Below are 21,630 nucleotides of genomic sequence, written 5' to 3'. Positions count from 1 at the left end.
CACGTCATGTTTTTTCCGGAGAGGCCTGTGTCCATTCAGCAAGATCCGTCGCGTCAGTCCGAGGGCGCGGTAGAATTCGGTTTCGAGGAATTGTTTTTCTCGCGCACCGATCGCCGAGGCGTGATCCTCGCTGGCAACGACGTGTTCCAGCGCGTCAGCGGCCATGGCTGGGGCGATCTTCTGGGGGCGCCGCACAAGATCATCCGCCACCCCGACACCCCGCGCGCGGTGTTCCGCATCCTGTGGGACGCGCTGGGCAATGGCCATCCGATGGGCGGTTATGTGAAGAACCGCGCCCGCAACGGCGATCATTACTGGGTTTTCGCCGTGCTCTTGCCGATCGAGGACGGGTATCTGTCGGTCCGTCTGAAACCCTCGACGGCGCTGTTCGAGCGGGTCAAGACGATCTACGCCGATCTTTGCGCCCGCGAACGGGCGGAAAACCTTGATCCGGAGGTCAGCGCCCGGCTGCTCTGGACCATCGTCACCGAGGCGGGCTTCACCAGCTACACCACCTTCATGGCCAGCGCGCTTGGACAGGAACTGGCGGCGCGCGACACCCGGATGCGCCGCCCGGTCGATCCGCGCACGCAGCGGCTGATCGACCTCAACACCGCGCTGGAACAGGTGACGCAGGAACAGCGCAAGCTTTTGCGCAGCTTCGAATCGCTGCAATCCATTCCCAACAACATGCGCCTTGTCGCCTCGCGGCTGGAACCTTCGGGCGGGCCGGTCTCGGCGATTTCGGAAAATTACCGGGCCTCGTCGCTGGTGATCTCGGAGCGGTTGCGCAGCTTCGTCACCGGGCGGGAAAACCTGTGCGACCGGGTCTCGCGTCAGGCGGGGCGGGCGCTGTTCCTGCTGGGCGCCGACCGGGTGATGGCCGAGATGATCGCCACCTTCCGCCATGCCGAGCCGGTCGCCGGGATCGACTGGAGCGAGGAGGGCGCCCGTCTGGCGCAGGTGCGCGACAAGGGACGCAAGGACAGCCGCGAAGCGCTCAAGAGCGCGGTCGAGCATGCCGAGGAACTGACCCGCTCCAGCTCCGAGATCCGGCGGCTGATGCTGGGTCTGGACACGATCCGGGTGATGGGGCGGGTGGAATGCGGGCGGCTGCGCGGCAACGAAGGCGGGCTGGCGGCGACGATCGACCAGCTCGACCTGTTCCATGTCGAGATCAAGACCCGGCTGGAGACGATCCTGCGCCTGTCGGAAGAAATCGGCAGCACGATGAGCCGGTTCTCCACCAACGAATTCGGCGCCACCGCGAAGCCGTGATGCCCTGCCCCTGACCGGCGTGACCGGCCGGGCGCGCCGCTAAAGCCGGATCGGATCGGCCTTGGCCAGCCGGTCAAAGGCCATCAGCGATGCGATCAGCTTTGGCATCTGGTCGAGCGGGATCATGTTCGGCCCGTCCGAGGGGGCAGTATCGGGGCTCTCGTGCGTCTCGATGAAGACCCCGGCGATGCCCAGGCTGACGGCGGCGCGGGCCATCACCGGCGCCATTTCGCGCTGCCCGCCCGAGGCGCCGCCAAGCCCGCCCGGCTGCTGCACCGAATGGGTCGCATCCATGATCACCGGATAGCCGGTCTTCGCCATCACCGGCAGGCCGCGCATGTCGGCCACAAGCGCATTGTAGCCAAAGGACGTCCCCCGTTCCGTCAGCAGGATCTTGTCATTGCCGGTCGAGGCGACCTTTTCCGCCACATTGGGCATGTCCCAGGGCGCGAGGAACTGCCCCTTCTTGATGTTCACCACCCGGCCGGTTTCCCCCGCCGCGATCAGAAGATCGGTCTGGCGACACAGAAACGCCGGGATCTGGATCACATCGACCACCTGCGCCGCGATCTGCGCCTGTTCGGCATCGTGAATATCGGTCAGGACCGGACAGCCCAGCTTCGCCCGCACCGTGTCGAGGATCGCCAGACCGGCATCCAGGCCGACCCCGCGCTTGCCCGTCAGGCTGGTGCGGTTGGCCTTGTCGTAACTGCCCTTGAAGACGAATTGCGCCCCCGCGGTTGCGCAGGCCTCGGCCATCACCTCGGCGATCATCAGCGCATGAGGCAGGCTTTCCAGCTGGCAGGGCCCGGCAATCACCGTCAGGGGCAGGTCGTTGGCCACCGTCAGGCGGCCGATCGTCACGTTCTTCATGGCACACTCCGGGATCAGCTCGAGACCTGTTCGCGCAGGATCGAGGCCGTCAGCGACAGCATCAGGTAGATACCCGAAAACACGAGGAAAGCCAGCAGCGTGTCTTCGAAGGCGCGGGGGTAGGTGGGCTCGTCCGGCGCCACCGGCCGCACCCCCATTTCCAGATAGCGCACCTGCTTGTTCGCCTCGATCCGCGCCACTTCCATCTGCTGCGCCGCCGCCGCCAGCAGCCCCTGCCGGGTCTCCAGTTCCGCTTCGGCGATGCGCAGCTGCCCGGTGACCGAGGCCAGCGATTCGGTGGTGCCGGTCCGTTCCGTCAGCTGACGGCGCAGATCGGCGATCAGGTTTTCCAGCCGCGCGATGTCGCCCCGGACCCCCGCCACCCGCGCCGCCGAGGGGCTGGGGTTGTCAAGCAGCTGACCGAGTTCCAGTCGCTTCTTCTGCAACTCGGTCTCGAAACCGTTGACCTGGCTCATCTTGCCCGCGCCTTCCGCGGCCGGGTCCAGCACGCCCACCTTTTCTTGCAATTCCAGAACCTTGGCCTGGGCGGCAAAGACCTTCTTCTCGGCATCTTCATAGCTTTCGCGGGCGCCGCGCATCTGGTCTTCGCGCAGCCGCCCGGTCAGCTTGTCCACCTGCTCCTCGGCATAGGAGATCAGCGCCTCGGAAAAATCCTTCGAGACGAGCGGATCGGCGGCGATCACCTCCATGCGGATGATGCCTTCCGAGGGGTCGTAGCCGATCTTCACGTTGCGCTTGAAAAGCTTGTAGGCCGCCTCGTTCGTGGCATCGGGTTCAAGCCGCTGGATCGGGTCGATGCCGGGCTGGGCGAAATGCGCCTTGAAGCCCTTGTCCGCCTCCAGCCGCATCATCGCATCGCGCGATTGCAGGAAGCTTTGCACCGTCACCGAATCCTGGTTCGTCGCCAGCTGCGTGCCCGAGAACAGGCTGCCCAGCCCGGCGCCGCCGCCGCCCATGCTGTCGGCTTTCTGGATCACGAATTCGGTCTTCGTCGCATACATCGGCGTCGCGACGACGAAATAATACCAGCCCGCAACCAGCGTCGGCAGGAAGACGAAAAAGGTCAGCCGCGCCATCAGCAGGCCGATCCGCCGCCGCCGCCGCCGCGCGATGTCGCGCTGGATCTTGATGATTTCGCGCGCCCGGGTGCCCTCGTCCAGCGGGGAGGGACCGGGCGGCGGGGCGGGCACCTGCTTGGGCGTGATCGTCTGCGGCAGCTGCACGCGGGTATCGGCGCCCGCGCCGTCGATCCGGGCCAGCGCCTGGGTCGTGGCCGAACCGCCCTTGGCCAGAGCGGGCGCGGGGACCGCCGCCGCCTGTGCCGCGGTCTCGGCATCGGCGCGTTCCAGCGCCATCAGCGCGTTGCGGTCGAACGGGTCGATGCCGCGGCGGCGCAACAGCAGCACCGCCTCGAAATCCGAACTGGCCTCGATGCCATGTTTTTGCGCGGTGCGGCGCGCCATGCGCAATTGCCGCCCGGTCAGCCCCTCGCCGCGGATCGCGGCGATTTCCTCGTCGGTGGTCAGCTCCGAAGGGGCCAGCACCTGATCGCCCTTTGGCGACGCGGCGGGCCGGGGCGCGGCGGTCGGATAGGGGCCGTCGCCGAAGCCATCCTCCTGCGGCTGGAACAGATCGGCGCCCTCGCCCGAAAGCGGGGCTTTGGCAGCGGCGGTGTCGGCGGTTGGGGCGGGGGGCGGAGAGACCGGCGGCGCGGCCTCGGCCTCGGCGCCAAGCCGTTCGGCGCGGCGGCGCAGCAGATCCTCGACCGGGTGCGGTTCGGGCGCTTTGCCCGGCGCGCCGGTCAGGATCGGGCTTTCGCGACGGATGCGATACCGGGTCGCCTTAGGAATGGTAGTCATACATCCGTTTCGCTTCTTCCAGAGTGTCGAACATGTAAAGCTGGCCGTCGCGCAGCACCGCCGCCGTGCGGCAGAATTTTTCCAGCGTGCTGGCCTGATGCGAGACGACGATCACCGTCGCCTCTTTCAGCCGGTCGCGCAGGATCGCCCCGGCCTTGCGGTTGAATTCCACGTCGGTGGTCGAGGGCATCCCCTCGTCGATCAGATAGATGTCGAATTCCAGCGCCAGCAGCAACGCGAATGTCAGCCGCGCCCGCATGCCCTGGCTGTAGGTGCCCACCGGCATGTCGAAATATTCCTCCAACCCGCACAGCCAGCGGCAGAAGGCTTCGACATAATCGGGGTCAAGCCCGTAAAGGCGGGCGATGAAGCGGGTGTTCTCGCGCCCGGAATGGCGCGACACGACGCCGCCCATGAAGCCCAGCGGAAACGACACCCGGCAGGTCTTGCGGATCTCCCCCTCGTCGGGTTTTTCCAGCCCCGCCATCATGTTGATGATCGTCGTCTTGCCGGTTCCGTTCGGCGCCAGAATGCCCAGCGAATTGCCCAGCTCGACCCGGAACGACGCCCGGTCCAGGATGACCTTGCGCCGCTTGCCCGTCCAGAAGGACTTGCTGACATTGTCGAATTCGAGCATCGCTTCCCGGCCTGCCGTGCCGCCCCTTGCCCCGGTCGCTGCATCCTGTCCGATCGGGGTTAAGATCCCCCGAAGGCCCCCCTTGCGTAAGCACGCATTTGGGCGAGAATATGTCCGAACGGCCATTTCGTCTACAATCCCCGGGGATTGCGCGGGAAACGCGAAACGATGCGGGCGGCTTTGCAGGCGGGCGGCGGCGGGGCGAAAAACCCGGGGGGCGCGCGTCTTTCCCTTGCCCCCCTTGCCCGGGCGCACTAGGGCGTGGCTGAAACGCAATCCGGGTCCGCCGGGGAGATGCCCCCGCCCGCTGCCCCCGGGTGAAGGAGAAGCTGCGATGACATCCGATCCGACCGCCTACGACCGCGCCCATGCCGCGATGGAGGCCGACCCCGACAACGAAGCCCTGCGGCTGGCGGTCTATGACCGGCTGGCCGATGCCGAGCTGCTGGTGCTGCTCGAACGCGAGCCCGACGAAGACGGCGACATCGTTCCGCAGGTCTTCGAAACCGAGGAGGGCGATTTCGTTCTGGCCTTCGACACCGAGGAGCGGCTGGCCTCCTTTTCCGACGAGCCCGTGCCCTATGCCGCGCTGCCCGGCCGGGTGATCGCGCAGGTTCTGGCGGGCGAGGGGGTCGGGCTGGGGGTGAACCTTGGCGTGGCCGACAGCGCGATGCTGCTGCCGCCCGAGGCGCTCGAGTGGCTGACCCACACGCTGACCCATGCGCCCGAGGCTACAGCGGCGCGGCCGGTGGACTTTGCCGCGCCCTCGCTGTCGCCGGGCGTGCTGGCGCTGCTGCTTCCGGCCTTTCAGGCGAAATTCGACCAGCTTGCGGGGCTTGCCAGCGATGCGGTGCTGGGCGGTGTCACCTATGACGATGGGCGGCGCGGCCATGTGCTGGCCTTTCTGGGCGCCCCCGAGGTGGCCCGGCCCGGCATTGCCAAGGCGATGGGCGAGGCGCTGCTGTTTTCGGGCCTTGAAGCCGGGGAACTGGATGTGACCTTCCTTGACGCCGCGGACCCGGCGGCGGCGGCGCTGCTGGACAAGGGTCTGGTGCTGCATCTGCCCGAGCGGGTCGAGGAAGAGGTGCAGGAGCTGAAGCTGACCGCCCCCGGCATGGACCCGGACAAGCCGCCGATCCTGCGCTGAGGCGGGGTTTCGGGCGGATCAGGAAGGGCACCGCCTTTCCCCGCCCGCAAGAGTGGCCTTTGCGCCGGGTGCCACAGCCTTTGTCGGTTTAGGTTGCGCGAATCCGCATAATTGGTCATAACTTTTGACCGGAGCGGAGGAGAACGCCATGCAGATGCCCCTTCCCAGCGCCCGGGTGCTGGCCGAAAAGGCTTTGATCGTCAAACGCTTGCGGGCGATCCTGCCGCGCGATTCGGTGATCGACGATCCGGCCGAGACGCGGGCCTATGAATGCGATGCGCTCTCGGCCTATCGCTGCGCGCCCCTTGCGGTGGTGCTGCCGCGCACCACCGCGGAAGTCGCGGCTTGCTTGACGCTTTGCCACGAGATGGGCGTTCCGGTGGTGCCGCGTGGTGCGGGGACCTCGCTTGCCGGGGGCTCGATGCCGTCCGCCGATGCCGTCGTGCTGGGGCTCGCGCGGATGAACCGGGTGCTGGAGGTCGATTACGACAATCGCTTCATCCGGGTCGAGGCCGGGCGCACGAACCTCTCCGTCACCGGCGCGATCGAGGGCGAGGGCTGGTTTTACGCCCCCGACCCGTCAAGCCAGCTCGCCTGCGCCATCGCGGGCAATATCGGGATGAATTCGGGCGGGGCGCATTGTCTCAAATACGGGGTCACCACGAACAACCTTCTGGGCGTCAAGCTGGTCACCATGCAGGGCGAGGTGGTCGAGATCGGCGGGCCTTGGTGTGACGCGGGCGGGCTTGATCTGCTCGGCGTCATCTGCGGCTCGGAGGGGCAGCTTGGCGTGGTGACCGAGGCCACGCTGCGCATCCTGCGCCAGCCCGAAGGCGCGCGCCCGGTGCTGATCGGCTTTGCGTCGAACGAGGTCGCGGGCGCCTGTGTCGCCGACATCATCCGCGCGGGCATCCTTCCGGTGGCGATCGAATTCATGGACCGCCCCTGCATCGAGGCGACCGAGGCCTTTTGCCATGCGGGCTATCCCGATTGCGAGGCGCTTTTGATCGTCGAATGCGAGGGGTCGCAAGCCGAGATCGCCGAACAGCTGGGCCTGATCCGGCAGATCGCGATGACCCACGACCCGGTCGAGTTCCGCGAGGCGCAATCGCCCGAGGAGGCGAAGCGGATCTGGCTGGGCCGCAAATCGGCCTTTGGCGCGATGGGGCAGAAGGGCGATTACATGTGTCTGGACGGGACCATTCCCGTTTCCGCCCTGCCGAGCGTGCTGCGTCGGATCGGCGAGATTTCCCGCGAGTTCGGGCTTGAGGTCGGCAATGTCTTTCACGCGGGCGATGGCAACATGCACCCCTTGATCATCTACAACGCCAATGAACCCGGCCAGCAGGAGCGGTGCGAGGCGATGGGGGCGGAGATCCTGAAGCTTTGCGTCGAGGCGGGCGGCTGTCTGACCGGCGAGCATGGGGTGGGGATCGAAAAGCGCGATCTGATGGGGGTGCAATTCGCCCCCGAGGATCTGGAGGCGCAGATGCGGGTGAAGGATGTGTTTGATCCGAAGTGGCTGTTGAATGCCGCGAAGGTGTTTCCGCTTGCGGTGAGCGCGTCGCGGCGGGGGTAAGTCGCGGGGCTCTGCCCCGCACCCCGGGATATTTGAGCCAAGGTGAAAGCAGGGCTTATGAGAGTAGAGAGCGAAAGTCAGCTGGTCGAGGCGGTGCGCGGGGCGAAGGGGCCGCTGCGGATCGTTGGCGGTGGCACGCGGCCCGTTGGGGCTTTGGTCGGCGACCCGCTGCAGGTGGCGATTTCGGGGATTTCGCTTTACGAGCCCGGCGCGCTGACGCTGATTGCCGGGGCGGGCACGCCCTTGGCCGAGATCGAAGCCGCCGTCGCGGCCGAGGGGCAGCGCCTGCCCTTCGAGCCCGCGCGCTGGGGGGCGCTGCTGAGGGCTGCGGGCGAAAGCACGATCGGCGGGGTGGTGGCGGCCAATGTCTCGGGGCCGCGGCGGGTGCAGGCGGGGGCCTGCCGCGACAGTCTGATCGGGGTGCGTTTTGTCGATGGCACCGGCACGGCGGTGAAAAACGGCGGCCGGGTGATGAAGAATGTCACTGGCTATGATCTGGTCAAGCTGATGGCCGGGTCCTGGGGCACTCTGGGCGTGCTGAGCGAGGTGGCCTTCAAGCTTTTGCCCGCCGCGCCCGCGCAGGCGAGTCTGGTGATGGAGGTTCCGCTTTCCGAGGCCGCGAAGGTGCTGGCGGCTGCGCTGGGGGCGCAATTCGACGTTTCCGGCGCGGGCTGGTTGCCCGGGCTGGGGGCGCTTGTCCGCATCGAGGGGCTGGAGCAATCGGTGGCCTATCGGGCCGGGCGGCTTGCCGAAGTCCTTGCGGCTTGGGCGCCGAAGGTCTTGCGCGAAGAGGGGGCGGGGCTTTGGCGCGATCTGGCCGAGGGAGCGCCCCTGCAGGGTCAGCCGGGCGATCTGTGGCGGTTTTCGGTCAAGCCCTCCGACGGGCCGCAGGTCGCGGCGCGGCTTAGCGGGCGGGCGGTGCTGGATTGGGGCGGCGGGCTGGTCTGGGCGCTGGTTCCCCCCGGCACCGATGCGCGCCAGCTGGCGGCGCCCTATGCGGGCCATGCGACCTGTCTGCGCGGGGCTTTTGCCGCCTTCGAGCCCGAAGCCGCGCCGGTTGCGGCGCTGTCGCGCGGGTTGCGGGAACGCTTTGATCCGAAAGGCCTTTTCAACCCCGGAAAGATGGGCTGATGCAGACGAATTTCACGCCCGAACAGCTGGCCGATCCGGCAATTGCCCGCGCCAACCAGATCCTGCGCAGCTGCGTGCATTGCGGCTTTTGCACCGCCACCTGCCCCAGCTATCAGGTGCTGGGCGACGAGCTCGACAGCCCGCGCGGGCGCATCTATCTGATCAAGGAGATGCTGGAGACCGGCCGCCCCGCCGATGCCCGCACGGCCAAGCACATCGACCGCTGTCTGGGCTGTCTGGCCTGCATGACCACCTGCCCCTCGGGCGTCGATTACATGCATCTGATCGATCACGCCCGGGCGCATGTGGACCGCACCTACAAGCGCCCGCTGATGGATCGGGCGCTGCGCTTCCTGCTGGCGAAAACCGTGCCGCATCCGACCCGGTTCCGCCTTGCGATGACGGCGGCGCGCTGGGCGAAGCCCTTTGCCCGGGCCTTCCCGGACGCGCGGCTGCGCGCGATGCTGGCGATGGCGCCCGAAAGCCTGCCCAAGCCCAGCCCGAATGTGAAACCGCAGGTCTTTCCGGCGCAGGGGCATCGGCGCTTTCGCGTTGCGCTGCAGACCGGCTGCGCGCAAAAGGCGCTGGATACCGACATCAACGACGCCACGATCCGGCTTCTGCGGCGGCTGGGCTGCGAGGTGGTCATTCCGAAGAACCTTGGCTGTTGCGGCGCGCTTGTCCACCATATGGGCCGCGAGGCTGAGGCGCATGGGCAGGCCGCGGCCAATATCCGCGCCTATCTGGCGGCGGGGCGGCTGGATGCGATCATCATCAACACCTCGGGCTGCGGCACCACGGTCAAGGATTACGGCAGCTATTTTGCGGGCACGCCGCTGCAGGACGACGCCGCGCAGATCGCCGGTCTGGCCCGCGACATCACCGAATTTCTGGCGGAAATCGGCCTGCCCGGACCCGCGCCGAAACCGCTGCGCGTCGCCTATCACGCCGCCTGTTCGCTGCAGCATGGCCAGCAGATCAAGACCGCGCCCAAGGATCTGCTGAAAGCCGCGGGTTTCACGGTGGTCGAACCGGCCGACAGCCATCTGTGCTGCGGCTCGGCGGGGACCTACAACCTGCTGCAACCCGAGATTTCGGGCGAGCTGAAACGGCGCAAGGTCGCGACGCTCGAGGCCACCGCGCCGCAGCTGATCGCCACCGGCAACATCGGTTGCATGATGCAGATCGGCTCGGGCACCGGGCTGCCCGTCGTGCATACGGTCGAGCTGCTCGACTGGGCCACCGGCGGGCCGAAACCGCCGCGGCTGGCGGCCTTGCCTTAATCTTGCCCAAGGCGCAGGCTAAGCAGGGGGACCCGACCCGGAGTGACCCATGCGCCTGCGCCTTGCCCTTGCCCTGATCGCGCTTTGCGCCGCCCCCGCCGTGGCTTTTGAGAGCGGGCTGAAGCTGCTGGCCACCGGCAATGACAGCCGCGGCTGGGAGGCGGTCGGGCGGCTCGATCTCGGCCATGGCGGTTTCTGCACCGGCACGCTGATTGCCGCCGATCTGGTGCTGACCGCGGCGCATTGTCTTTATGATCCGAAGACCCGGCAGATGATCGAGGCCAGCGCGATCGAGTTTCAGGCCGGGCTGCGCAATGGCCGCGCCGTCGCCTATCGCAACGCCCGCCGCGCCGTCGCCCATCCGTCTTATCAATATCTTGGGCCGCGGCAGTTCGACCGGGTTGGCTTCGATCTGGCGCTGGTGCAGCTCGATCAGCCGATCCGGCTGCCGCAGGTGCAGCCCTTCGCGCTCGATACCTCGCCCGCCGAGGGGGATACGGTCGGCGTCGTCTCCTATGCCCATGACCGCGCCGAGGCGCCGGCGCTGCAAAGCATGTGCAACGTGCTGACCCGCGACAGCGACGTGGTCTTGATGAATTGCGCCGCCGATTTCGGATCCTCGGGCGCGCCGGTCTTTGCGATGCGCAGCTTCGAGCCGAAGATCGTCTCGGTCGTCTCGGCCAAGGCGGAGCTGCGCGGCAAAAAGGTCTCGCTGGGCACTTTGGTCGAGCGGGTCGAGGCGGTGCGGGCCGAACTGAACCTGCCCGACAGCACCGCCCCCGTGAACGAGACGCGCCGCATCGGCGGGGCGAAATTCGTCCGGCCCTGAGGGCGCGGACCCCCTTGAAAGCGCCAAAATCGCTTCCCACCTTGATCGCACCGGGGTGCCATGACGGGCCCCGGCCCCGAAGGCCCGGCCCCGTTCGGGGCGGGCAGACCGACATCGCTCAAGAGAGGATGACACCATGCGTGCCTTTGATTTTTCGCCGCTTTATCGCGCCACCATCGGCTTTGACCGCGTCGCCGACCTGATGGACCGGGTTCTGGCCACCGATGTCGCCCAGCCGACCTATCCGCCCTACAACATCGAAAAGACCGACGAAAACGCCTATCGCATCACCATTGCGGTGGCGGGCTTCGCCTCGGATGAATTGACGGTCGAGCTGCGCGAGGGCGCGCTGATCGTGACGGGGCGCAAGGCCGAAGAGGCCGATACCGGCCGCACCTGGCTGCATCGCGGCATCGCCACCCGCGCCTTTGAACGCCGCTTTGCGCTGGCCGATCACATGAAGGTCACCGGCGCGCTGCATGCCGATGGCATGCTGAACGTCGATCTGGTGCGCGAAGTGCCCGAGGCGCTGAAACCCCGCCGGATCGAGATTGCCGCGCCGGGCCAGGTGACCGCGAAACAGGTCGACAGCATCCCCGCCGCCGAGGCGCTGAACGCCTGATCCAGACCTTTCCTCCCAGGACTGGGGCGGCTCCGGCCGCCCCTTTTCTGTTGCGCCCTCTTGCATCGCCGCGCCGCGCAAGGCAGCTTGGCCCGGTTCCGGGGAGGGATCATGCGACTGTCGATTGCGTTTCTTGTGGCGGGCTATGTGCTCAGCCAGTTCTATCGTGCCTGCCTTGCGGTGCTGACGCCGGTTCTGAAGACGGAACTGGGCGCCACGGCCGAGGATCTGGCCGTGTCGCTTGGCCTTTGGTATCTGGCCTTCGCGCTGATGCAGATCCCGGTGGGCGAGGCGCTCGACCGGATCGGCCCGCGCCGCACGGTGGGCTGGCTGCTGGCCTTGGGCGGGGGCGGGGGCGCGGCCAGTTTCGCGCTGGCCACCGGGCCCTGGGGCATCCATCTGGCGATGGTGCTGATCGGCATCGGCTGCTCGCCCGTGCTGATGGGATCTTACTACATCTTTGCGCGCAGTTTTTCCCCCGCGATCTTCGGCACTTTGGCCGCCGCGGTGATCGGGGTTGGCAGTCTGGGCAATCTGGCGGGGGCGGCGCCCTTGGCCGCGGCGATTGCGGCCTTTGGCTGGCGGGGCACGCTTTGGGGGCTGACCGGGGTGACGCTGGTCGTGGCGCTGGCGATCCTGATCTTCACCCGCGACCCCGAGCGCATCGTGCAAAAGGGCCAAAAAGGCAATGTTTTCGATATCTTGCGCCTGCCCGGTTTCTGGCTGATCCTGCCCTTGATCTTTGCGAATTACACCGCGGCTGCGGCGATCCGGGGCCTTTGGGCCGGGCCGTGGCTCAGCGCGCTGCATGGCGCCGATGCGGCGCTGATCGGCACGGTGACGCTGGCGATGGGGGTGGCGATGGTGCTGGGCAATTTCGCCTATGGCCCGGCCGACCGCATCCTTGGCAGTCACAAGCGCGTGGCGATTGCGGGCAATGCGGTGCTGTGTCTCGCGCTTGCCGCGCTCGCCTTCGCGCCCGATGCGGGGCTGTGGCAGGTGACGGCGCTTCTGGCCGCGGTCGGGTTCTTTGGCGCCTCCTTCCCGGTTCTGATGGCGCATGGGCGGACCTTCCTGCCGCCGCATCTGGTGGGCCGGGGGGTGACGCTTTTGAACCTGTTCTCGATCGCCGGGGCGGGGATCGGGCTCTTCCTGTCGCGTCCGGTCTTTGCCGCGGCCTCCAGCGCGGGCGATCCGGTGGCGGCTTACCGGGCGCTTTTCATCTTCTTCCTTGTCCCGGTGGTGGCGGGTCTGGCGGTCTATCTGTTCTCGCGCGCCCGCCCGGCGTGACCCGGGCGGGTGTTTCGGCACCACTTTCCCGAAAACTTCCCGAACCCCTTTCCAAACCCCCCCGTTTCCGCTAGCGGGGGTCGTTCTTTCGAGAAGGAGGTCCGGATGGGCTACAAGGTCGTCGTCGTCGGTGCCACGGGCAACGTTGGCAAGGAAATGCTGAACATTCTCGCCGAGCGCGAGTTTCCGGTGGACGAAATCGCGGCGCTGGCGTCGCGCAAATCGCTTGGCACCGAAGTCAGCTTTGGCGACCGAACTTTGAAGACCCAGGATCTGGACACGTTCGACTTCACCGGCTGGGACATCGCGCTGTTCGCCATCGGCTCGGACGCGACCAAGGTGTATGCGCCCAAGGCCGCCTCGCAGGGCTGCGTGGTGATCGACAACTCCTCGCTCTACCGCTACGACCCGGACATTCCGCTGATCGTGCCCGAGGTGAACGCCGATGATGTCGTGCGCTACACCAACAAAATGATCATCGCGAACCCGAACTGCTCGACCGCGCAGATGGTGGTGGCATTGAAGCCCCTGCACGACCGCGCGAAAATCAAGCGCGTCGTGGTCTCGACCTATCAATCCGTGTCGGGCACCGGCAAGGAAGCCATGGACGAGCTGTGGAACCAGACCAAGGGCATGTATGTCCCCGGCCAGGAAGTGGCGCCCAAGGTTTATCCGAAGCAGATCGCCTTCAACGTGATCCCGCATATCGACGTTTTCCTGGATTCCGGCGAGACCAAGGAAGAATGGAAGATGGTGGCCGAGACGAAGAAGATCCTGGATCCCAAGATCAAGGTCACGGCGACCTGCGTGCGCGTGCCGGTTTTTGTCGGCCATTCGGAAGCCGTGAACATCGAGTTCGAGGAATTCCTCGACTGGGAAGAAGCGACCGAGATCCTGCGCGAAGCCCCGGGCGTGCTGGTCGTCGACAAGCGCGAAGCGGGCGGCTACATCACGCCGGTCGAATGCGTCGGCGAATATGCCACCTACATCTCGCGCATCCGGCAAGACAGCACGATCGAGAACGGGCTGAACCTGTGGTGCGTCTCGGACAACCTGCGCAAGGGCGCGGCGCTGAACGCGGTGCAGATCGCCGAAGTGCTGGGCCAACGCTGCCTGAAAAAAGGCTGATCACGGCGCATTGCCTGAAACGTGAGGGCGTCCCCCGGGGCGCCCTCTTGCTTTTGTGGGCAACCCAAGGGACGCTGAGGGCAGTTTTTCCCGGGAGGAAACCATGCCCCGTCTGCGTCTTCTTGCCAGCCTTTGCCTTGCCTGCGCCCCTGCGGCGCTGTTCGCCGCGCCCGCTGAGATCCCCGCAAGCCTTTCCAATGTCGTGCTTTTCCCCGAAGGCGCACAGGTGACCCGCACCATCACCGTGCCCGCGGGCGTGACCGAGGTGCTGGTGCCGAACCTGCCCGACGGCACCGATCCGGCCAGCCTGCGGGTGACGGGCGACGGGGTGGAGATCGGCGCGGTGACGCTGATGGCGGAGCGGGAACCGGCCAGGCTGTGGGAGGCCTCGCCCGAGGTGATGAAGGCCCGCGCCGATCTGGAGGCGGCAACGGCGATCCTGGCTGAACGGCGGGACGAGGTTGCGGCGCTGAAGGCCCAAGTCACCGCCGCGCAGGCGCAGGCCGAATTCCTGCGCGGGCTCGACACCACCAACACCCCGCCCGACAAGGTCATGGCCCTGGCGCAGACCGTGGCCGAGGGGGTGCTGGCCGCCGAACAGGCGCGCATCGCCGCCCGTGCCGAGGTGCGGGCCGAGGAAGCGAAGCTGAAACCGGCGCAAGAGGCGGTGGAGCGCGCGACGCAGGCGCTGGCCGCGCTGGAAAACCCGGAAAAAGAGAGCGATTCCCTTTTGTTGGCGGTCTCCGGGGCGGGGGTGGTCACGGTTACGACCTTTGTCGAGGCGGCGGGTTGGGCGCCGAGTTACGACGCCCGGCTGGACAGCGCCGCGGGCAAGCTGGCGCTGGACCGGTTTGTGTCCGTGCATCAGGCCTCGGGCGAGGATTGGCGCGGCGTAAAGCTGGTTCTGTCCACCGCGCGACCCGCCGAGCGGACCGACCCGTCCGAGATCTGGCCGGATCTGCGCCGCATCGGCCCGCCCGCGCCGCCGATGGTGGGGATGGCGGCGCCGAAAGCGATGGACGCCTATGCGGCCGCCCCGGTGATGGAGGCGGCCCCCGTCGCCAGCCGGATGACGATGGAGCTGCAGGGCGAGACCGTGACCTACACCTATCCTTCGGCGGTCGATATCCGCGACGGGGTGGAAGATCTGCGCCTGAAGCTTGACCGGGTCGAGACGCCGGTCACCGTGCTGGCCGAGGCGGTGCCGATGCTCGACGAGACCGCCTATCGGGTCATCGAGGGCAAGACCGCGGGGGCCGAGCCGATCCTGCCCGGCCCGGCGGTGCTCTGGCTCGATGGCGCGGTGGTGGGGGCGGTTGATCTGCCGCTGGTGGCGGCGGGCGACAGCTTGCGGCTGGGCTTTGGCGCGATTGACGGGCTGCGGCTGAAGCGGGTGATCCCGCAGGCGAACGAGGGCGACCGGGGGCTGATCACGAAATCGAACGAACGCACCGAGACCGCCGAGATCACAGTGGAGAACCTGACCGGCAAGCCCTGGGCGCTGCGGGTGATCGACCGCGTGCCCTATGCGGACCAGGAAGATCTGCAGATCACCCATGCTGCGACCCCGCCCGCAACGACGGTCGATTACGACGACAAGCGCGGCGTTCTGGCCTGGGAGTTCGATCTGGCAGCGGGGGCGACGCAGGCGATCCGGCTCGACACGAAGATGCGCTGGCCCGCCGATCAGGTGTTGCAGTAAGCCCAGGCGGATGGAGATCCTGAAGGCGCTGCTGATCGGCACCGGGGTCTATGCCGCGTTGCAATGGACCGACAGCGCGCCCTCAAATCCGGAGGTGGCGCTGCTGGCCGCGCTTTGGGGCGCGGCGGTGGGGCTGGTGTTCTGGCGGATCGACCGAAGACGGAAGCAGGCCCCGCCCCGGTCTGCGGGCCAGAACGCGCCAGATCAGAACGCGCCAGATCAGAACGCGCCAGATCAGACGGGCACATAAAAATCCTGACCGGGGGCGTTCTGCCGCCGGTCAGGGTTTGGCCCCGCATGCGAGGGGGCCGGATCACGCCGCCGTTCTGGCGGTGCGGCGGGGTCGCCTTCAGGCGGCCCGCCCCGAGTGTCGCCCCTGCACGGTCATGCCGCCCTCGCGCGGGGTCAGACCCGCCCTTCGGGACAGCGCGCCGGGGAAGGGGGCGCGGTATTGCAACATGAGTTCGGCCAGCGAATGGCCGATCTCCTCGATCCACAGCACGAACCGGTCCGAGGGCCATTCGTGCAGCCCCAGCCGTTCGTCTTCAAGCCGCAGCACGAAACCGGCCTTGCGCAGGCGGGCTTGCAGGTCCAGCCAGCCCTGCGCCTTGTCGAAGGCGCCGGTGATCACCGCCATCTCGCCTTTCTCGACCACGCTCGGCGCTTCGCGCAAAGCTTCGGTCAGCGAGCGGCGGATCAGCTCCGCAGGGGTTTCCTCCTGCAGGCGGGCGGCGGCCTCGATCCTGGCGATGAGGTCCGTGGGAAGGCGAAGGGTGACGAGTCGATGCTGGGTCATGCAGCAAGATTCGCCGATCGACCTTAAGACGAGGTAAATCGAATTAAGGTTGATTCAGATCGGCTCGAAAATCTTGCTGTCCGGATTGAACTGCCAGAGCATCCCCTCGCCGATGTCGTTCCAAAGCCCGTGCAGGCTCATGTCGCCCGCCTCGACCGCGGCGCGCACGAAGGGGAAGGTGAGCAGGTTTTCCAGGCTGATCACCACGGCCTCGCGTTCCAGCGCGGTGATCCGCTCCGCCTCGGGCGTCTCCTTGACCCGTTCGAAACCGGGGCGCAGCAGATCCAGCCAGGTGCCGACGAACGAGGTCTTCTCGTCCAGCTCCGGCGCATGACCCGAACACATCGCATGACAGCCCGCCACGCCGCCGCATTGCGAATGGCCCAGCACGATCACATGCGCCACCTTCAGATTGCGCACCGCATATTCGATCGCGGCCGAGGTGCCGTGGTGATCGCCGTCCGGGTTATAGGGCGGCACCAGATTGGCGATGTTGCGGTGGATGAAGAATTCGCCCTCGTCCGCGCCGAAGATCGAGGTGACATGCACGCGGCTGTCGCAGCAGGAAATCACCATCGCCCGCGGATGCTGACCCGCATCGGCCAGACGGCGATACCAAGGGCGGTTTTCCGTGTAGGTGGTGGCGCGCCAGCCATGGTAGCGGTTGGCAAGATAGGAGGGCAAGGGCCGCACGTGCTCTTTCATTGTCATCCCCGTCGCAAGTTTCCCCTCAGATAGGGATCAAGCCGCTTGAATGCGAGGGCTTTTTCGCCGCGCCTCAACCTTTTCTTGAAACTTGCAGGTCATGGTGGCGAAGGCCGTGGGGGCTGGGAAAGACGAAGACGGAGGCTGGGGTGAGCGCAATCGAGAACTTGCGGATGGACGAGCCGGTGCGGCTTGATCCGGACCGGTTGGTGGTTCTGTATGCCGAGTTGGGGCAATTCGCGGCAGAACGGCTGATTGCCGCCGCGATGGAGGATCTGGCCGTGCATCTGGTCGCGGTGCAGCTGGCGGCGCGGGAACAGCGGGCGGAACTGCTTGACCGCGGCGCGGCCGAGATTGCGCGGCTGGCGCGGCAGGTGGGCATGGACCCGGTGTCGCGGGTGGCGCAGGATCTGCGGGCCTGTGTCGCGCGCGATGATCGCGTCGGGCAGGCGGCGGTTCTGGCGCGGCTGGTGCGGCTGGCGGAACGCTCGCTGACCGCGGTCTGGGATTATCAGGACATGCAGCTCTGAGCCCGGCGAACGGGGCTTGCGGGCGCTGATCGCGGCGCTAGGCTGGCGCGACAGTCGCAGGAGGCCCGAGCATGTCCGATCTTTTCCGTTTCCGTCCCGAGATGCGCTTTGCCGCGCCCGATGCCGCGGCGCGGCCGCTGCATCTGGTCGAGACGGGGGCCGATCTGCCCGCGACGCTGACCCCGGCGCAGCGCGCCTTTGCGGCGGCGCAGGGGTTTACCGGGGCGCTGGGCAGCCTGTGCCTGCTGCCCGACGAGACCGGGGCGATTGCCACGGCGCTGTTCGGCTATGGCGAGGCGCGGACACGGGCGCGGGCGCGGTTCCAGCTGGCGGCCGCTTGCGCGAAACTGCCGGCCGGGGCCTGGGCGCTGGCCAGCCCGCTGCCCGCAGAGGTGCAAAAGACCGAAGCCTTGGGCTGGCTGCTGGAAGGCTATCGCTACGACCGCTATGGCGCGCAATCCGTGCCCGCGGCGCGGCTGGTGGCGCCTACGGGGCTGGATGCGGCGCGGCTTGAGATCATGGCCGAGGCCGAGGCTTTGGCCCGCGATCTGGTCAACACCCCCGCCAATGATCTGGGCCCCGACGAGCTGGAAGCCGCCGTTCGGCAGATTGCCGCGCTGCACGGGGCCGAGGTTGCGGTGGTCACGGGGGACGATCTGCTGGCGCAGGGCTATCCGCTGATCCATGCCGTCGGTCGCGCCAGCCCGCGCGCGCCGCGGCTGATCGAGCTGCGCTGGGGCGAGACGGGCCCCGATCTGGCGCTGGTCGGCAAGGGCGTCTGTTTCGACACCGGCGGGCTGGATCTGAAGACCGGCGCCTTGATGGCCTTGATGAAAAAGGACATGGGCGGGGCCGCGAACCAGCTTGCACTGGCGCATATGATCATGGCGCTGAAACTGCCGCTGAAGCTGCGGCTGCTCATTCCGGCGGTGGAAAATGCGGTGGCGGGCAATGCGATGCGGCCGGGCGACATCTATACCAGCCGCAAGGGGCTGACGGTCGAGATCAACAACACCGATGCCGAGGGCCGTCTGATCCTTGCCGATGCCTTGGCCGCGGCCGACGAGGAAGCGCCCGATCTGATCCTGTGCATGGCGACGCTGACCGGCGCGGCGCGGGTGGCGCTGGGCGCCGATCTGCCGCCCTTTTACACCGATGACGACGATCTTGCCGCGGCGCTGACCGCTTCTGGCAGCCGCAATGGCGATCCGCTTTGGCGAATGCCGTTCTGGGCGCCCTATGAGGGGCAGATCGAGCCCGGGATCGCCGATCTCGACAATGCGCCCGCGGGTGGCATGGCGGGCTCGATCACCGCCGCGCTCTTCCTGCGCCGCTTCGTCACCGAGACCGAGCGTTTCGTGCATTTCGACCTTTACGCCTGGCAACCCACCGCCGCGCCGGGCCGGACCAAGGGCGGGCTGGGGCAGGGCGGCCGGGCCGTTCTGGGCGCGCTTTCCGAGGTGCTGGGGCTGTGAGTGACCGCCGTCTGATGCCGTTTTCGGGCCGTGTCGCGCATGAAACCCTGCGCGGTCAGATCGACGCCCCCGCCTTCACCGCGGGCGCACCGGCGCGGATCGGCGCGATGCTGGTGGATCTGGCGCTTGACCCCGGTGGCCCGCGCGAGCGGCAATGGCTGCATGGCGCCGAGGTCACGGTGATCGACCGGCGCGACGGCTTTGCCTTTGCGCAGGCGGTGCAGGATGGCGCCTGCGGCTGGGTGCCGGAAACTGCGCTGGCCGCGCCCGTCCCCGCGACCCATGTCGTCGCCAGCCGCGGCACGCATCTGTATTGCGAAGCCTCGATCAAGCGCGGCGAGATCGGCGCGCTCAGCCTTGGTGCCCGTGTCGCGGTGCTGGAGGTCGTCGGCGCTTTGGCCCGCACGCCCGATGGCTTCATCCCCGCCAGCCACCTGCGGCCGCTGACCGAGCCCGAGCCCGATCCGGTCGCGGTGGCCGAACGGCTGATCGGCACGCCCTATCTTTGGGGCGGCAATTCCGGCGCGGGGATCGACTGTTCGGGTCTTGTGCAGCTGGCCTTCGCGCTTGCGGGCCGCGCCTGTCCCGCCGACAGCGACCAGCAGCGCGCCGCCTTTGGCGCTTTCCTGCCCGAAGACGCGCCGACCGAACGCGGGGATCTGTTCTTCTGGGCCGGGCATGTGGCGATCGCGCTGGATGACAGCACGCTTTTGCATGCCAACGGCCATGCGATGCAGGTCAGCCGCGAACCGATCGGTGCCTGTCTGGCCCGCATCGCCAGCGCCGAGGGCGGCCGCTACTTCGGCCGCAAGCGTCCGCTCTGACCGCTACGGGTGATTCGCCGCCTACTTCACCGCGCGGATCAGCTTGCGTTCGATCACCCGCAACAGTGGCGCCAGATCGTGGCCGCGTTTCAGAACCTGCCCCTCGGCGCCGATCAGCGCATAGATCCCCTGCCGGTTGCGCAGCGCCGGCCGCTTTTCCAGGCGGTAGAGCGGGCTTTCCATGGTGCGGCGTAAGATCGCAAAGACCGCCGCCTCGCGCCCGAAACTGAGCGCGTAATCCCGTGCCTCGGCCAGCGCCACCATGCGTCCGTAGACCGCCAGAATGGCGCCAAGTTCCCGCCGGTCGAAGGTGACCTGCGCGGGCGCGGGGGCGGGACCGGGAAAGGGCGTGGGCGGCTGAAGCGTCATGTCGAAAGCGTGACATTGCCGCCGGAAAAAATCAATCCGTCCTTGTTTGACTGGGCTTTCACGCCCTTCACCCTGCCCGGAATTTGTCGCGAAAAGGCCCGGAAAATACCTGCTGACCAGCGCGATTGCGCCGCGATTGGCCCGCAAGGTCAACGACGGCGGAAATCGCTGAAGCCCCGGAGGGCGGTCAACAGCCCCCACCCAGTTCGCCCGCCGGGGCGGCTTCCGCCAGTGATCCCCCCGCCCCGCAACGGGCGGGGCTTTCGTTTTCGTGATCGTCTTGCCGCTTGCCTTGTGCCCCCTCCCGCTCTCATGTGGACGCATGAAGAGGGAGAACTTCATGCAACTGAAACGACGACTGTATGTGGCCATTCATCTTGGCCTCACCGTCGCCTTGGCTCTGGTCGGGGGCATCGTCTATGCCGCCGAGCCGATCAGCAACCCGGAGGTCAGGGCCCGGGTCGAGCTGATGCAGGGCTTCAAGGCGCAGACGAAACTTTTGTCCGAAACCGCTTCGGGGGCGCAGCCCTTCGCGGCGGAACGGACCGCGGCGGCGATCGTGGCGCTGCAGGAGGGGGCCGCCAAAGTGGCCCCCGCTTTCCGCGCCGCGGCCGACGATCCGGCCTCGCAGGCGCTGCCCGAGATCTGGTCCGCGCCGTCCGAATTCCGGCAAAAGGCCGCGCGGCTGGTCAAGACCGCGGCGGCGCTGGACGGATCGGAGCCGGGGGCGCTGGCCGAGACGCTGGCGCCGGTGCTGGCGGCTTGCAAGGATTGTCACGGCCGCTTCAAGATGTGAGGCGAAAGGGGGCCGCGGCCCCCTTTGGGTCTTCGGTCTCAGCCGCAATGCAGGCTGGCGACCCGGCCCTTGCCGTCGATCAGGATGTTCAGCCGCGCGGCGCTGTAATCCATCGTCACCGGCTGGCCCGGGTGGATGACCCGCGTCGCCTGCGGCAGTCGCAGCGCCGCAAGCGCGCTTTCCGGCTGGCCGACAAGCCCCCGCAGACCGGCCGCCCCGCAGCTGTCGGGCGTGGCCTCTTGCGGGGCTGCGGGCGGAAGTTTGGTCTGGCCAAGGGGCACCGGCACCACCAGAAAACAGCCCGAGGTCAGGCCGATCAGCGCCAGTCCGGCGGCAAGTCGGGCAAGGGGGGCGGTCCGCACCGGCTCAGCCGCAGTCGATGTTGAAGATGTTGCCCTTGGGATCAAGGCGGAACACGACACGCAGCGAATTGTATTCCTGCGGCTCGATGCCCCGCCATTCGATCACGTTGACCGGACGGGTGATGCCCAGCGTCGGGATGATCGCGGCGGGCTGCCCCAGCGCCGAGGCATATTGCGCCGCGTGGCAGGTGTCGGGCGAGCGGTTTTCCAGCACGCCGGTCTGGAACACCGGCTGCGTCAGATGCGGCACCGGCACGGCTTCGGCGGGGACTTCCTCCTGTGGCGTGGGACCGCAGGCGGTCAGGGTCAGCGCGGCAAGGGCAAGAAGGGCATATTTCGTCATCATGATCGTCCATCCGGCAAAGGCGGCGCGGCCGCAACTTTCGCCCTTCCT

General features: G+C 67.5%; 23 protein-coding genes. 15 read left to right on the top strand and 8 right to left on the bottom strand.

Features of this window, described 5'->3' with window-relative positions:
• The first annotated feature begins 27 nt into the window (after positions 1 to 27).
• A complete protein-coding gene (locus ACTTAG_RS15055; protein WP_444463028.1) occupies positions 28 to 1,278 on the top strand; it encodes a PAS domain-containing protein in 1,251 nt (416 codons plus the stop codon).
• Between the two features lie 39 nt (positions 1,279 to 1,317).
• On the opposite strand, the gene kdsA is transcribed toward ACTTAG_RS15055, so the two are convergent.
• Genes kdsA through ACTTAG_RS15040 form a run of 3 tightly spaced genes read right to left on the bottom strand, consistent with a single transcriptional unit; the run spans position 1,318 to position 4,668 of the window.
• A complete protein-coding gene (gene kdsA, locus ACTTAG_RS15050; protein WP_444463027.1) occupies positions 1,318 to 2,151 on the bottom strand; it encodes a 3-deoxy-8-phosphooctulonate synthase in 834 nt (277 codons plus the stop codon).
• Positions 2,152 to 2,165: 14 nt separating this feature from the next.
• Positions 2,166 to 4,031 (bottom strand): capsule biosynthesis protein, encoded by a 1,866-nt coding sequence (locus ACTTAG_RS15045; RefSeq protein ID WP_444463026.1) that lies wholly within the window; start codon positions 4,029 to 4,031, stop codon positions 2,166 to 2,168.
• Entirely contained in the window at positions 4,015 to 4,668 is a 654-nt protein-coding gene (locus ACTTAG_RS15040; RefSeq protein ID WP_444463025.1) for an ABC transporter ATP-binding protein, read from the bottom strand. The genes ACTTAG_RS15045 and ACTTAG_RS15040 overlap by 17 nt, the downstream gene beginning before the upstream one ends.
• 334 nt (positions 4,669 to 5,002) lie before the next feature.
• Here ACTTAG_RS15040 and ACTTAG_RS15035 point away from each other — a divergent pair, with 334 nt between their 5' ends.
• The 10 genes from ACTTAG_RS15035 (at position 5,003) to ACTTAG_RS14990 (ending at position 15,629) form a co-directional block, all read left to right on the top strand.
• On the top strand, positions 5,003 to 5,815 hold the full coding sequence (locus ACTTAG_RS15035) for an SseB family protein (RefSeq protein WP_444463024.1): 813 nt from the start codon (positions 5,003 to 5,005) through the stop codon (positions 5,813 to 5,815).
• A gap of 148 nt (positions 5,816 to 5,963) precedes the next feature.
• Positions 5,964 to 7,394, top strand: a complete 1,431-nt coding sequence (locus ACTTAG_RS15030) for an FAD-linked oxidase C-terminal domain-containing protein (protein ID WP_444463023.1) — start codon at positions 5,964 to 5,966, stop codon at positions 7,392 to 7,394.
• A 57-nt stretch (positions 7,395 to 7,451) separates the two neighbouring features.
• Positions 7,452 to 8,525: an FAD-binding protein gene (locus ACTTAG_RS15025; protein ID WP_444463022.1), complete on the top strand. Its 1,074-nt coding sequence runs from the start codon at positions 7,452 to 7,454 to the stop codon at positions 8,523 to 8,525.
• A complete protein-coding gene (gene glcF, locus ACTTAG_RS15020) occupies positions 8,525 to 9,808 on the top strand; it encodes a glycolate oxidase subunit GlcF (protein ID WP_444463021.1) in 1,284 nt (427 codons plus the stop codon). Before ACTTAG_RS15025 ends, glcF begins: the two co-directional genes overlap by 1 nt.
• Positions 9,809 to 9,857: 49 nt before the next feature.
• The gene (locus ACTTAG_RS15015) at positions 9,858 to 10,637 is read left to right on the top strand and encodes a trypsin-like serine peptidase (protein ID WP_444463020.1); all 780 of its coding nucleotides are present in this window, start codon (positions 9,858 to 9,860) and stop codon (positions 10,635 to 10,637) included.
• A 136-nt stretch (positions 10,638 to 10,773) separates the two neighbouring features.
• Positions 10,774 to 11,259 (top strand): Hsp20 family protein, encoded by a 486-nt coding sequence (locus ACTTAG_RS15010; RefSeq protein ID WP_444463019.1) that lies wholly within the window; start codon positions 10,774 to 10,776, stop codon positions 11,257 to 11,259.
• A gap of 111 nt (positions 11,260 to 11,370) precedes the next feature.
• Positions 11,371 to 12,549, top strand: coding sequence for an MFS transporter (locus ACTTAG_RS15005; RefSeq protein ID WP_444463018.1), 1,179 nt, complete (start codon positions 11,371 to 11,373; stop codon positions 12,547 to 12,549).
• Between the two features lie 105 nt (positions 12,550 to 12,654).
• Complete coding sequence (locus ACTTAG_RS15000; RefSeq protein WP_444463017.1) at positions 12,655 to 13,677, top strand: aspartate-semialdehyde dehydrogenase; 1,023 nt, start codon at positions 12,655 to 12,657, stop codon at positions 13,675 to 13,677.
• A gap of 103 nt (positions 13,678 to 13,780) precedes the next feature.
• On the top strand, positions 13,781 to 15,379 hold the full coding sequence (locus ACTTAG_RS14995) for a DUF4139 domain-containing protein (RefSeq protein WP_444463016.1): 1,599 nt from the start codon (positions 13,781 to 13,783) through the stop codon (positions 15,377 to 15,379).
• A 10-nt stretch (positions 15,380 to 15,389) separates the two neighbouring features.
• Complete coding sequence (locus ACTTAG_RS14990; protein WP_444463015.1) at positions 15,390 to 15,629, top strand: hypothetical protein; 240 nt, start codon at positions 15,390 to 15,392, stop codon at positions 15,627 to 15,629.
• A gap of 99 nt (positions 15,630 to 15,728) precedes the next feature.
• Here ACTTAG_RS14990 and ACTTAG_RS14985 read toward each other — a convergent pair whose 3' ends face one another.
• Together ACTTAG_RS14985 and ACTTAG_RS14980 are read right to left on the bottom strand one after the other, a co-directional pair.
• Positions 15,729 to 16,175, bottom strand: a complete 447-nt coding sequence (locus ACTTAG_RS14985; RefSeq protein WP_444463014.1) for a hypothetical protein — start codon at positions 16,173 to 16,175, stop codon at positions 15,729 to 15,731.
• A 54-nt stretch (positions 16,176 to 16,229) separates the two neighbouring features.
• Complete coding sequence (locus ACTTAG_RS14980) at positions 16,230 to 16,880, bottom strand: carbonic anhydrase (protein ID WP_444463013.1); 651 nt, start codon at positions 16,878 to 16,880, stop codon at positions 16,230 to 16,232.
• A gap of 149 nt (positions 16,881 to 17,029) precedes the next feature.
• Between ACTTAG_RS14980 and ACTTAG_RS14975 the strand changes: the two genes are divergently transcribed.
• The 3 genes from ACTTAG_RS14975 to ACTTAG_RS14965 all read left to right on the top strand — a co-directional run bounded on the left by ACTTAG_RS14975 (position 17,030) and on the right by ACTTAG_RS14965 (position 19,709).
• Positions 17,030 to 17,410 (top strand): hypothetical protein, encoded by a 381-nt coding sequence (locus ACTTAG_RS14975; RefSeq protein ID WP_444463012.1) that lies wholly within the window; start codon positions 17,030 to 17,032, stop codon positions 17,408 to 17,410.
• Positions 17,411 to 17,481: 71 nt separating this feature from the next.
• Positions 17,482 to 18,885 (top strand): leucyl aminopeptidase family protein, encoded by a 1,404-nt coding sequence (locus ACTTAG_RS14970; RefSeq protein WP_444463011.1) that lies wholly within the window; start codon positions 17,482 to 17,484, stop codon positions 18,883 to 18,885.
• Positions 18,882 to 19,709, top strand: coding sequence for a C40 family peptidase (locus tag ACTTAG_RS14965; protein ID WP_444463010.1), 828 nt, complete (start codon positions 18,882 to 18,884; stop codon positions 19,707 to 19,709). Before ACTTAG_RS14970 ends, ACTTAG_RS14965 begins: the two co-directional genes overlap by 4 nt.
• 21 nt (positions 19,710 to 19,730) lie before the next feature.
• Here the strand turns inward: ACTTAG_RS14965 and ACTTAG_RS14960 are convergent, their stop codons facing one another.
• On the bottom strand, positions 19,731 to 20,078 hold the full coding sequence (locus ACTTAG_RS14960; protein ID WP_444463009.1) for a DUF2794 domain-containing protein: 348 nt from the start codon (positions 20,076 to 20,078) through the stop codon (positions 19,731 to 19,733).
• A gap of 340 nt (positions 20,079 to 20,418) precedes the next feature.
• Here ACTTAG_RS14960 and ACTTAG_RS14955 point away from each other — a divergent pair, with 340 nt between their 5' ends.
• Positions 20,419 to 20,874, top strand: a complete 456-nt coding sequence (locus tag ACTTAG_RS14955; RefSeq protein WP_444463008.1) for a c-type cytochrome — start codon at positions 20,419 to 20,421, stop codon at positions 20,872 to 20,874.
• A gap of 38 nt (positions 20,875 to 20,912) precedes the next feature.
• On the opposite strand, the gene ACTTAG_RS14950 is transcribed toward ACTTAG_RS14955, so the two are convergent.
• Together ACTTAG_RS14950 and ACTTAG_RS14945 are read right to left on the bottom strand one after the other, a co-directional pair.
• The gene (locus ACTTAG_RS14950; RefSeq protein ID WP_444463007.1) at positions 20,913 to 21,236 is read right to left on the bottom strand and encodes an I78 family peptidase inhibitor; all 324 of its coding nucleotides are present in this window, start codon (positions 21,234 to 21,236) and stop codon (positions 20,913 to 20,915) included.
• Between the two features lie 4 nt (positions 21,237 to 21,240).
• Positions 21,241 to 21,582: a hypothetical protein gene (locus ACTTAG_RS14945; RefSeq protein ID WP_444463006.1), complete on the bottom strand. Its 342-nt coding sequence runs from the start codon at positions 21,580 to 21,582 to the stop codon at positions 21,241 to 21,243.
• Between the last annotated feature and the right edge of the window lie 48 nt (positions 21,583 to 21,630).

The sequence above is a fragment of the Rhodobacter capsulatus genome, from assembly GCF_052363185.1.
Lineage (GTDB): Bacteria > Pseudomonadota > Alphaproteobacteria > Rhodobacterales > Rhodobacteraceae > Rhodobacter > Rhodobacter capsulatus_E.
Note: the sequence above shows the minus strand (reverse complement) of the source record. Positions and strands in the feature narration are given on the sequence as shown.

Excerpts from the sequence above, each read along its gene's own strand:
- ACTTAG_RS15005 (WP_444463018.1), top strand. The coding sequence starts at position 11,371 with ATGCGACTGTCGATTGCGTTTCTTGTGGCGGGCTATGTGCTCAGCCAG.
- glcF (WP_444463021.1), top strand. The coding sequence starts at position 8,525 with ATGCAGACGAATTTCACGCCCGAACAGCTGGCCGATCCGGCAATTGCC.
- ACTTAG_RS15000 (WP_444463017.1), top strand. The coding sequence starts at position 12,655 with ATGGGCTACAAGGTCGTCGTCGTCGGTGCCACGGGCAACGTTGGCAAG.
- ACTTAG_RS15045 (WP_444463026.1), bottom strand. The coding sequence starts at position 4,031 with ATGACTACCATTCCTAAGGCGACCCGGTATCGCATCCGTCGCGAAAGC.
- ACTTAG_RS14955 (WP_444463008.1), top strand. The coding sequence starts at position 20,419 with ATGCAACTGAAACGACGACTGTATGTGGCCATTCATCTTGGCCTCACC.
- ACTTAG_RS14995 (WP_444463016.1), top strand. The coding sequence starts at position 13,781 with ATGCCCCGTCTGCGTCTTCTTGCCAGCCTTTGCCTTGCCTGCGCCCCT.
- ACTTAG_RS14970 (WP_444463011.1), top strand. The coding sequence starts at position 17,482 with ATGTCCGATCTTTTCCGTTTCCGTCCCGAGATGCGCTTTGCCGCGCCC.
- ACTTAG_RS15010 (WP_444463019.1), top strand. The coding sequence starts at position 10,774 with ATGCGTGCCTTTGATTTTTCGCCGCTTTATCGCGCCACCATCGGCTTT.
- ACTTAG_RS15040 (WP_444463025.1), bottom strand. The coding sequence starts at position 4,668 with ATGCTCGAATTCGACAATGTCAGCAAGTCCTTCTGGACGGGCAAGCGG.
- kdsA (WP_444463027.1), bottom strand. The coding sequence starts at position 2,151 with ATGAAGAACGTGACGATCGGCCGCCTGACGGTGGCCAACGACCTGCCC.
- ACTTAG_RS14990 (WP_444463015.1), top strand. The coding sequence starts at position 15,390 with ATGGAGATCCTGAAGGCGCTGCTGATCGGCACCGGGGTCTATGCCGCG.
- ACTTAG_RS15015 (WP_444463020.1), top strand. The coding sequence starts at position 9,858 with ATGCGCCTGCGCCTTGCCCTTGCCCTGATCGCGCTTTGCGCCGCCCCC.
- ACTTAG_RS15030 (WP_444463023.1), top strand. The coding sequence starts at position 5,964 with ATGCAGATGCCCCTTCCCAGCGCCCGGGTGCTGGCCGAAAAGGCTTTG.
- ACTTAG_RS14945 (WP_444463006.1), bottom strand. The coding sequence starts at position 21,582 with ATGATGACGAAATATGCCCTTCTTGCCCTTGCCGCGCTGACCCTGACC.
- ACTTAG_RS14960 (WP_444463009.1), bottom strand. The coding sequence starts at position 20,078 with ATGACGCTTCAGCCGCCCACGCCCTTTCCCGGTCCCGCCCCCGCGCCC.
- ACTTAG_RS15035 (WP_444463024.1), top strand. The coding sequence starts at position 5,003 with ATGACATCCGATCCGACCGCCTACGACCGCGCCCATGCCGCGATGGAG.
- ACTTAG_RS15025 (WP_444463022.1), top strand. The coding sequence starts at position 7,452 with ATGAGAGTAGAGAGCGAAAGTCAGCTGGTCGAGGCGGTGCGCGGGGCG.
- ACTTAG_RS14980 (WP_444463013.1), bottom strand. The coding sequence starts at position 16,880 with ATGAAAGAGCACGTGCGGCCCTTGCCCTCCTATCTTGCCAACCGCTAC.
- ACTTAG_RS14985 (WP_444463014.1), bottom strand. The coding sequence starts at position 16,175 with ATGACCCAGCATCGACTCGTCACCCTTCGCCTTCCCACGGACCTCATC.